Source organism: Dactylosporangium siamense, from assembly GCF_016862795.1.
In the GTDB taxonomy this organism is placed as follows: Bacteria; Actinomycetota; Actinomycetes; order Mycobacteriales; family Micromonosporaceae; genus Dactylosporangium; species Dactylosporangium siamense.
The window spans coordinates 1-9,442 of the sequence record NZ_BONQ01000101.1; the positions used below are offsets into that span (position 1 = coordinate 1).

The following is a 9,442-nucleotide window of genomic DNA, read 5'->3' on the forward strand; positions in this document are numbered from 1 at the left end:
CGTCAACGTGGTCACCGGCGTCGACGGCGTCGCCTCGGCCGTCCTCCTGCGCGCCGGCGAGATCGTCGACGGCCTGCCCGTCGCCCGGGCCCGCCGCCCGGCCGCCCGCACGGACGTGGAGCTGGCCCGCGGGCCGGCCCGGCTGTGCGCCGCGCTCGCCATCGACCGCGGGTTCTACGGCACGTACCTGCTCGGCGACCCGCCCCTGCTGCAGCCGCCCGCCTCCGCCCCGGCGGCCGTGGTCTCCACCGGCCCGCGGGTCGGGGTCACCGGCGCCCACGACATCCCGTGGCGCTTCTGGCTCACCGGGGACCCGACCGTCAGCACGTACCGCCGGCACACCGCCAGGGCCCGGACCCCGCGGCCGTGACGGCTGCGGGACCGGGCCCGGGAACCGTTACCAGCACGCCTCGCGCTGCGGGACCTGGTCCCGGTCCCGGTCCGGCTGGCGGATCATCGAGGTGAGCGGTGGCAGCCGGTACTCGGCGTCGGTCACGTGCTCGCCCCATTGCGTGCCGGTGCCGTCCGTGCCGGTTGCGTCCGTGCCGGGGGCGTCCGGCACGGTCTCGTGGGCCGACACCACCGCCATGGGCGTGTTCGGCGCCGCGCCGTGCCAGTGCCACTCACCGGCCGCGACGACGACGGTGTCCCCGGCGCGCACCTCGTGGACCGGGCCGCCCCGGCGCCGCACCCGGCCCACGCCGTGCAGGACGGTCAGGATCCGTTCGTACGGGCAGCGGTGCCAGGCCGTCCGCGCACCGGGACTGAACTGGGCGTGGAACGTCCGCAGGTGGGACGGTTCCAGCCCGATGACGTCCCGGTCGATCCACACGACGCCGGAGTAGCACTGTTGCGGGGCCGGCCGGCCCCGGCTCGAGGCGCGGATGACTTCCATGGACCTTCCTCTCCGGATCGAACTCCTGGGTCGAACTTTGCTGGGTCGGGCGCTTCAGGCCTTGTAGTCGGCCCAGGACAGGTCCCAGGCGGTCCAGCCGTCACCGGGGTCCAGCGGCACCCCGGTGTTGCGCGTGGTGACCGGGTCACCGACGAGGGTCTGCTCGTACAGCCACTTCGCGTTCGCGGTCGAGACGTTGGTGCAGCCGTGGGAGACGTTGCGCGCACCCTGGTCGCCCACCGACCACGGCGCGGCGTGGATGTACTGGCCGCCCCACGTCAGCCGCATGGCGTACTGCACCGCGACGGTGTACTCCGGGGTGCGGAACACCGTCGAGGCCTCCCGCGACATGACCACGGTGACGCCGCTCGACGTCGGCGTCGACGGCTTGCCGAGGCTCACCGGCATGGTCCGCACGAGCGCGTCGTTCTGGTAGACGTTCAGCTGCTTCGTGGCGTTGTCGATGTCGATGGTCAGCTTCCGGCCGATCGTGACCGTCGCCGCGAAGTCCTCGTCGGCGTGCCCGGTGCCGATCCGCACGCCGTTGAGTGCCTTGCGTGCGGTGATCTTCGTGCCCGGCTGCCAGTACTGCTCCGGCCGGTACATCACCTGCCGGCCGCCGAACCAGTGCCACGCACCGGCCTGCGGCGGATCGCTCTTCACGAACAGGCGCTGCTGCACGGCGGCGCGTGACTCCTGCGGCACGTCGGAGCCGAACTGCACGACGATCGGCATGCCGACGCCGTAGGTCCCGCCGTTGGTCAGCATCAGGTCGGACGTGACGACCGGGCCGCTGGGCTTCGCCGCCGTGGTGAAGGCCGTCTCCCGGGTCACCGGCTTGTTGTCGGTGCCGGCGGCGGTGACCTTCGCGGTGTAGGCCGTGCCGTAGCGCAGCGCGGTGGCGGGCACCCACGAGGACCCGTCGTCGCGGAACTCGCCGGCGACCCGCTGGCCCGCCGCGTCGGTCAGGGCGACCTCGGTGATCTTCCCGTCGCTCACCTTCGTGCCGATCTCGGTGCTGATCGGCACCCCCGACTCACCCGCCGCCGGGGTGACGGCCAGCCCGACCACTGGCGGCGGGGGAGCGGTCCACTTCGCCGCCGTGTGCTTCTTCGAACTGTGGCACGCCGACAGGCCCAGCTGCGTTCCCAACGCGAGCGCGACCAGCGCGACGGCCTTCCGGCTGGGCCGCCTCATGTTCTCTGCCTGTGCATGGACATGGGGGCATCGTCGTGCCCGTCCGAGCGAGGCCGGGCCGGGAAACGGGTGACATCGCGGAGGACCCGGGACCGCGCGGGGCGATCCCTACCCGACGGCGTCCACGATCTGCTGTGCGAGCCCTTCCCATTTCGCGTAGGCGTCCGGGAAGGCCGAGCGCTGCACCAGCTGCGCCGCGATGGTGACCGCCTGCTGCTCCCAGCCCTGGATCCGGGCCAGCGCGGCGAAGAACCTGCGCGCGGACTCGCGCGTATCCATCAGCTGGTCGACCGAACCCCAGCTCGGCCGCTGCTGGAACAGGCCGACCGAGTCGTAGTCGTACCCCACGCCCTCGTTGGGGTGCCGCAGCGACTGCGGCAGGTTCGGGTTCGCGAGGTTTCGCAGGTGGCTCTCCTGCAGGGCGGTGGCGATCCCCACGACGGCCGCGCGACGCGGCAGGTTCAGCTGCCGGGCCACCTCGATGATCGCGACGGCGTTGTTCATCTCGGCCTGGGTCAGCCCGCCGACGGGCGCGTGCACGGTCGGCGACGGCGACGCGGGTTGCGCCGACGGCGAGGCAGGTGGCTTGGCGGCCGCCGACGGGGCGGCCGTCGTCGGTGCCGGGACGGCACCCGCACCGTCGGCGGGTTTGCGGGCGCGGCTGCGCGAGGCGGGCGCGTCGGCCGCCGACCGTCCGGCGTCGACGGCGAGCGCCACGTCGTTCGCCGGCGCGGCGACCGGCCCGGCCGACGACGACAGCGTCGTGGACAGGCCGAACGCCACGACGGCGGCGACGGCGACGGCGTGCCGGCGCAACTGCGCCGGCGCGGGTGCGCGCAGCCGGAAGCGGGCCGCGTGCCGGCCCCGGCGGGAGCGGCGGAGGTGGCGGGGACCGCGCACCTGCGCACCGTCGATCTGCTGGTCGTCATCGGCGCCCGGGAGCATCCGGCGAGCCTAGGGGTGGCCCTGACCAGGGGTTCTGGCAGGCGTGCGGACCAGCCGACCGGACACCGGGCGGGCCGCACCGCGCCGGGGCGCGGTCAGCGAGGTGCACCGGGGCGCCACGCGGCCGACCGTCGGCCCGCCTACGGTGTGCATCCGGTCCGTTCGCCACACCGTCGTCACGCCCGGTAGCCGAGCAGCCCGGCGGGATCCGGTGCCGTCCCGCCACCCGGGTAGGGTCCTCGCATCCGTCCGGCCCACCGTCACCCACCTCGGATGACACCGCGGCGGATCCGCTGAGTCGCGTCCGCGCGAGCCGGGGAACCGAGCACCACCGGGGTGAATCCGCGGGGCCCGCGCCCCGAGGTAGGGCGATCTTCCCGCCCGAACCCGTCAGCTAACCCGGTAGGCGGCACCGGAAGGAGCACCGCCGTGCACCCACTGACCCGGTATCACCCGTGTCGCAGTACCGCTCGCAGTGCCTCTCGCAGTACCTCGACCCCCGGCCCGGCCCGGTAGCCGCCGGTCCCACCGCACCGGCCCGCTGCCCGGATCACGTCCGTCATCCAGCACGTCTGTCGAGGTACCCGTGAGCTACCTGTACAAACCCAGGCACCAGAGTCCCGTCGCGACGCGTTCCCGCGTGCTGCCGATCGCGGCCGCCGCGGCGGTCCTCGCGGTGACAACGGCCGTCGGCGTGGCCGTGCACGCCTCGGCGCCCGCGCCGGTGGCCGACGCGCAGTCGCTGACCTCCGCGGATCCGTCCCGATCCGGCGCCGTCCCGGCGGCGCGTGACCGGCAGCGGACGCAGGCGGCGCCCGACGCCGCGACCACCCCCTCGAAGGCCGCCGGTGCGGCGCCGTCCACGGCCGCCCCGCCCGCCGCCACCGCCCCGGCCGCCACCACGCCGGCCGCCCCGCCGGCGGCGAAGGAGCTCGCGTACCGGTTCGCCTGGCAGGAGAACTACTACTTCTGCGGCCCGGCCGCGACCCGCATCGCACTGACCGCGCGGGAGCTGTACCCGTCCCAGTCCGAGGTCGCCCAGAGCCTGCGCACGACCGTCAACGGCACCAACTCCGCCGACGACACCACCCGGTCGCTCAACGCGTACACGAAGAGCTCCTTCTACAAGTCGCACTACATCACCGGTCAGTCGGCCACCCAGGCGGAGATCGACCGGATGCAGGCGGACATCGTCAACGCGATCACCAACGGCTACGCCGTGGTCGCCAACATCGCCGGCTCCACTGTGGACGACAAGGGAGGCTCGCACTCGTACCCGGGCGGCCATTACCTCACGGTGGTGGGCTACAGCAACGGCGGCACGACGGTGAAGATCGCCGACCCGGCGGACGCCCTGGGCGTCGGGTACTACACGCTGACGACGGCCAAGCTCGCGCACTGGACCGCCCTGCGCGGGTACTCCGCCTGACCCGGCGCGGTCAGCGGCCCAGCGCCCGCACCCGGCTGGGTGGCTGGAACGCCTGGACCGGCTGGCCGCGCAGCGCGGCCGCGATCGTCTGCGCGACGGCGGCGTTGACCGAGCCGGCGATGCCGCTGCCCACCTGGTCGTTGGGGTTGTCCACGTTGACCGCGATGCCGGCCGCCGCGACCTGCGGCGTGAAGCCGACGAACGTCTCCGTCGAGTTGTACTCGGAGCTGCCGGTCTTGCCCGCGACCGGGCGGCCGCCGAGGATGCCGGACACGTTCTCGGCCGTGCCGCCGTCGCACTTGTTGTAGGCCGACGACCGGCTGACCGGGCACCGGGCCGCGTCGGTCGCGGCGGCCGCCACGTCGGAGCTGATCACCTGCCGGCACTTCGGGGCGGCGGCGTCGACCGGTTTGCCGGCGTTGTCGGTGATCGACAGCACCGGCAGCGGCTGGCAGTACAGGCCTCCGGCGGCGACCGCGGCGTAGGCGTTGGCGAGGTCGAGCGGTGTGGTCGAGGCGACGCCGAGGGTGAACGACCCCCACTGGTCCGCCTTGGCCGCCATCGCGGCGTCCGCGCCGGAGCGGAACGTGATGCCGAGCCGCTGCGCCATCTCGACCACGCGGCGCGCGCCGATCTGCTGCTCGAGCCAGACGAAGTAGGTGTTGACCGAACGGCCGAAGCCGTTCCACATCGTCCGGTCCCCGTTCATCCAGCTCGGGGACTCGTTCGCCGGGCACCACCGGCCTCCGCAGCTGCCCGGCCCGCTGCCCGGCCACCCGGTCGCCAGCCGGCTCGGTGCGTTGAACCTGGTGTTCAGCGGCAGGCCCGCGTCGAGCGCGGCGAGCATGGTGAACATCTTGAACGTCGAGCCCGCCTGATACCCGGCCACGCCGCCACCACCCGCGATGAGCTGGTTGACGCTGTTCGGGTACCGCGGGTGCTGGGGAGGGTTGGGAGCCAGGCTGTAGTGGCGGTTGACGGCCATCGCGAGGACCCGGCCGCTGCCAGGGGTGACGACGGCCAGCGGCATCGACCGCGCGCTGCCGTAGCCGTAGACGCTCAGGGACTGGCTCAGCGTGCTCGCCTGGATTCCCGGGTCGAGCGACGTGACCACCGTGTAGCCGCCGGTGCGCAGCGCCTCGTCGCGGTCGGCGGGGGTGGCGCCGAACTCCGGCTGGCTGCCCCACCACTGGCGGAAGTAGTCGCAGAAGAAGCCCCAGTCGTTGTGCGCCGGCGGGACGGACACGCAGTTGTTGGGCAGGTCACGCTCGTTGATCTTCAGCTCCTGGGCCTGTGCCGTGGCGGCGTCGGCGGCGCTGATCACCCCCATCTTCGCCATGGCGTCGAGCGTGTAGGCACGGCGCTGCAGGGCCGCGTCCCGGTCGCCGCTGATCGGGTTGTCGCCGTCCGGTGACTGCAGCAGCCCGGCGAGCAGCGCCGCCTCGGGCAGTGTCAGGTCCAGTGCCGACTTGCCGAAATACGTCTGGCTCGCGGCGTAGATGCCGTAGGCGCCGGCACCGAAGTAGGCGATGTTCAGGTACCCCTTGAGGATGTCCTGTTTGCTCAGGTGCTGCTCCAGCATCGTCGCGTAGCGCATCTCACGCACCTTGCGGGCGGGCGTGTCGGCGCCCGCGTCGACCCGCTGCCGCGGCGACAGGCTCGGGTCGTTCTTCAGCACGTTGCGGACGTACTGCATCGTCAGCGTCGAGGCGCCCTGCTGGGCGCCGCCCCGGCCGTTGGAGACCAGCGCACGCAGGACGCTCCTGCCGTCGACACCGCGGTGCTGGTAGAAGCGGGTGTCCTCGGCCGCGACGACGGCCTGCTGGAGCACCGGTGCGATCTGGTCCAGCGGCACGTCCTTGCGGTTCTCGTCGTAGAAGGTGGTGATGAGCGTCCTGCCGTCGTTGGCGTAGACGTAGGTGGCCTGCGGCGGCGGTGGCATCGCCAGGTTCGACGGCAGGTTCACCCAGATGTCGCGGCCGGCGTTCACCGTGGAGCCGCCGATGAGTGCGAGCGGGAGCACACCGGCGGCCACGACCAGACCGGAGATGACGCCGCACAGGGCGAGCCGGGCCATCCCCCTGAGCCCGCGTGCCAGCGCTGAGCGGCTCGGCGCCCCCGCCGCCGCGTGGCTGTCGCCGGCTTCGTGTGCGGCCCGGCGTCGGACGCGGACGAGGCGCATTGGCTACTCCCCAACAAGACAACGGGTGGTTCGCTTCCTGCCGATCCGGGACGGACCGATGTGACCGGCGCGCCGCTACCCGAGGGGTCGTACGGCCAAACGGCAGACCCGCCCGGCCGCCCGGATAGTCACCCTTGGGCCGGTTCACCCACCTGTATCCCCTGGTGAGGAGCGATCGGATGACGGCTGCGCAATCGGGCGCCGAACGTGGCGGGCTCTGTTCGGCTGGATCGCGCGGCGCACTGTGGCCGTTCGAACGGGGGCTCGGCCGGCACCGCCGGGAGCTCACCGGCGACGGCTCACCGGCGACCGCCGACAGAGCGGTCCGCGGCCCGACACCGCTGCCACGCGAGGCGACCGAAGGGAAACGACGCCATGTGCGGCTTCCTGATGTACGTGGGGGACTTCGCCATCTCCCCAGAGACCCTCGGCCAGGTGGAACGGCAGCTCGAGCTGCTGCACCACCGCGGCCCCGACGACATGGCCCTCGAACGGTCCGGACAATGCGTCGCGGCCGGCTTCAAACGGCTCGCCATCATCGACGTGCACGGCAGCCGGCAGCCGTTGCAGTACCCGCCGAGCGGGCCCGACGCGGGCCGGTGGACGCTGGTCTTCAACGGCGAGATCTACAACTTCGAAGAACTGCGCGAGGAACTCATCCGCGGGCACGACGCGGAGTTCGCCACCGACGGCGACAGCGAGGTGGTTGCCGCCGCCTACCACTACTGGGGCGACGCGGCGCTGGAGCGGTTCCGCGGCATGTTCGCCTTCGCCCTCTGGGACTCGGCCACCGAGACGGTGCACGCGGCGCGGGACCAGTTCGGGATCAAACCCCTGTACTACCTGCCGACCATCGAGGGACTGTGGCTGTCGAGCGAGAAGCCGCCGCTGCTGGGGATCGCCGACGGCGACCTCGACCGGACCGCGCTGTCGCTCTACCTGACGATGCAGTACGTGCCCGAGCCGTACACCCTGCACCGGCACATCGCGCGGCTGCCCAGCGGCGGCCTGCTCACCCGCGCGTTCGGCTACCCGCCGGTGGTCCGGCGATACGCCAGGCCCACGTTCCGCCCGGACCCGGCGGTCCCGGAGGAGTCCATTGTGGAGGAACTGCGCGACGCGCTGCGGGAGAGCGTGCGCTGCCATCTGCGTGCGGACGTCCCGGTCGGCGCGTTCCTGTCCAGCGGGATCGACTCGACCGCCATCGTCGCGCTCGCCGCCGAGGTCCATCCCCGCCTGCACGCCTTCACCGCCGGCTTCGACACCGCCACCGCGTACTCCGAGTTCGACGTGGCCGAGCGGTCGGCCCGGCACCTCGGCGTCGACCTGACACCCACCATCGTCAAGCCGGAACAGGTGATGGAGGCGCTGCCGCGCATCATCTGGCACCTCGGCGACCCGGTCGCCGACCCGTCGATCGTCCCGCTGTACTTCCTGGCGCAGACGGCGGCCGAACACGTCACCGTGGTGCTGTCGGGCGAGGGCGCGGACGAGCTCGCCGGCGGCTACACCATCTACCGGGAGCCGCGGTCCCTCGCGCCGGTGCGCCGCCTCGGGGCACCGCTCCAGCGCGGCCTGCGTGCCCTGGCCCGGGCGATCCCGGAGGGCGTCAAGGGCAAGAGCTACCTGGAGCGGGCCACGACGCCGATCGAGACGCGCTACTTCGGCAACGCCCGTGTCCTCAGCGACGAGGAGAAGGCCCGGATCCTCCGCGACGAGCCGGGAGTGGGTCACCAGCACGTGACCGCGGCGCTCTACGCCGAGGCCGCGAACCTCGACGACGTCACCACCATGCAGCACATCGACGTCAACACGTGGTTGCCCGGCGACATCCTGACCAAGGCCGACCGGATGTCGATGGCGCACTCGCTGGAGCTGCGCGTGCCGTTCCTGGACCGGGGCGTGTTCGAGGTCATGTCGCGGCTGCCCGACCGGCTGAAGGTGCCGGCCGGCAGCCATACCACCAAGTACGCACTGCGCCGGGCCCTCGCGGGCATCGTGCCGGACTTCATCACCGACCGGCCGAAGCTCGGCTTCCCGACGCCAGCCCGGCGGTGGCTGCGCACGGAACTCGCGGAATGGGCCCACCACGTGCTGTCCACGTCGGGGGCGGGGCACCTGATCAACCTCGACTACGCGCACGAACTGCTGAAACAGCACGAACGCGGCGACGCCGACAATGCCCGGAAGCTGTGGATCCTGCTGTCGTTCTCCCTGTGGCACGGCATCTTCGTCGACGGCTCGGTCGTGCCGGTGCTACCCGAGCGGCGGCCGGTCCGGTGGGCGGGCGGTGACGGCGGGTCGCCGGCTGTCACCGCGGCGGGTCCCGTGCCGTAATCATGGCGGGTCGCCCTGCCAGTGCGGTGGGTCGCCCTGTTGCCGTGGGGGGTCGTGCTGTCGCCGTGGTTGGTGGTGAGCTGCGGTGGTGGTCGATCGCCGGCTGTCGCTGCGGTGGGTCGCCTTGTCGCTGCGGTGGGTCGCGCTGTCGCCGTGGTTGGTGGTGAGCCGCGGTCATGGTTGATCGCCGGCTGCCATGACGGCGGGTCGCCGGCCGCCACCGGGTCAGGTCACGGATGGCCGCCGCGACGGGTCGCGGACTGTCGGCGAGGTGACCCCTGTGCAGGTCGAGGTGCTGTCACCGCGGTGGGCCGCTCGCCGGCCCGCCGGCTGCGGCTCCTCGGTGCGGCTCGGGTGCCGGTGTGCCCAGCCGTGCCGTCCTGGAGCGGGTCGGGTGTCGGCCTGCCCGGCCGTGCCGTCCTGGAGCGGGTCGGGTGTCGGCCTGCCCGGCCGTGCC

At 72.8% G+C, this 9,442-nt stretch carries 8 protein-coding genes and 1 riboswitch; of the genes, 3 read left to right on the forward strand and 5 right to left on the reverse strand.

Translation table 11 applies throughout. The annotated features are described in order from the left end of the window. A partial coding sequence (locus tag Dsi01nite_RS32025) for a DNA-3-methyladenine glycosylase (RefSeq protein ID WP_203850049.1) occupies positions 1-370 on the forward strand: 370 nt, incomplete at its 5' end. Positions 371-397: 27 nt separating this feature from the next. Here the strand turns inward: Dsi01nite_RS32025 and Dsi01nite_RS32030 are convergent. From Dsi01nite_RS32030 to Dsi01nite_RS32040, 3 genes are all read right to left on the reverse strand, one after another. After that, positions 398-895, reverse strand: a complete 498-nt coding sequence (locus Dsi01nite_RS32030; protein WP_203850050.1) for a cupin domain-containing protein — start codon at positions 893-895, stop codon at positions 398-400. Positions 896-949: 54 nt separating this feature from the next. Next, on the reverse strand, positions 950-2,092 hold the full coding sequence (locus Dsi01nite_RS32035; RefSeq protein WP_203850051.1) for a L,D-transpeptidase: 1,143 nt from the start codon (positions 2,090-2,092) through the stop codon (positions 950-952). 108 nt (positions 2,093-2,200) lie between these two features. Next, complete coding sequence (locus Dsi01nite_RS32040) at positions 2,201-3,037, reverse strand: hypothetical protein (RefSeq protein ID WP_203850052.1); 837 nt, start codon at positions 3,035-3,037, stop codon at positions 2,201-2,203. A gap of 281 nt (positions 3,038-3,318) precedes the next feature. After that, positions 3,319-3,461, forward strand: a riboswitch (cyclic di-AMP (ydaO/yuaA leader). A 162-nt stretch (positions 3,462-3,623) separates the two neighbouring features. Here Dsi01nite_RS32040 and Dsi01nite_RS32045 point away from each other — a divergent pair. Beyond that, positions 3,624-4,466 carry a C39 family peptidase gene (locus tag Dsi01nite_RS32045; protein ID WP_203850053.1) on the forward strand — a complete coding sequence of 281 codons (843 nt, stop codon included), beginning with the start codon at positions 3,624-3,626 and terminating at the stop codon, positions 4,464-4,466. A 10-nt stretch (positions 4,467-4,476) separates the two neighbouring features. On the opposite strand, the gene Dsi01nite_RS32050 is transcribed toward Dsi01nite_RS32045, so the two are convergent. Continuing rightward, positions 4,477-6,543 carry a transglycosylase domain-containing protein gene (locus Dsi01nite_RS32050; protein WP_203850056.1) on the reverse strand — a complete coding sequence of 689 codons (2,067 nt, stop codon included), beginning with the start codon at positions 6,541-6,543 and terminating at the stop codon, positions 4,477-4,479. A 480-nt stretch (positions 6,544-7,023) separates the two neighbouring features. On the opposite strand from Dsi01nite_RS32050, the gene asnB reads away from it, so the two are divergent. Then, positions 7,024-8,985: an asparagine synthase (glutamine-hydrolyzing) gene (asnB, locus tag Dsi01nite_RS32055; protein ID WP_203850054.1), complete on the forward strand. Its 1,962-nt coding sequence runs from the start codon at positions 7,024-7,026 to the stop codon at positions 8,983-8,985. A gap of 225 nt (positions 8,986-9,210) precedes the next feature. On the opposite strand, the gene Dsi01nite_RS32060 is transcribed toward asnB, so the two are convergent. After that, positions 9,211-9,442, reverse strand: a 232-nt coding sequence (locus tag Dsi01nite_RS32060) for a hypothetical protein (RefSeq protein ID WP_203850055.1), incomplete at its 5' end; no start/stop codon positions are given.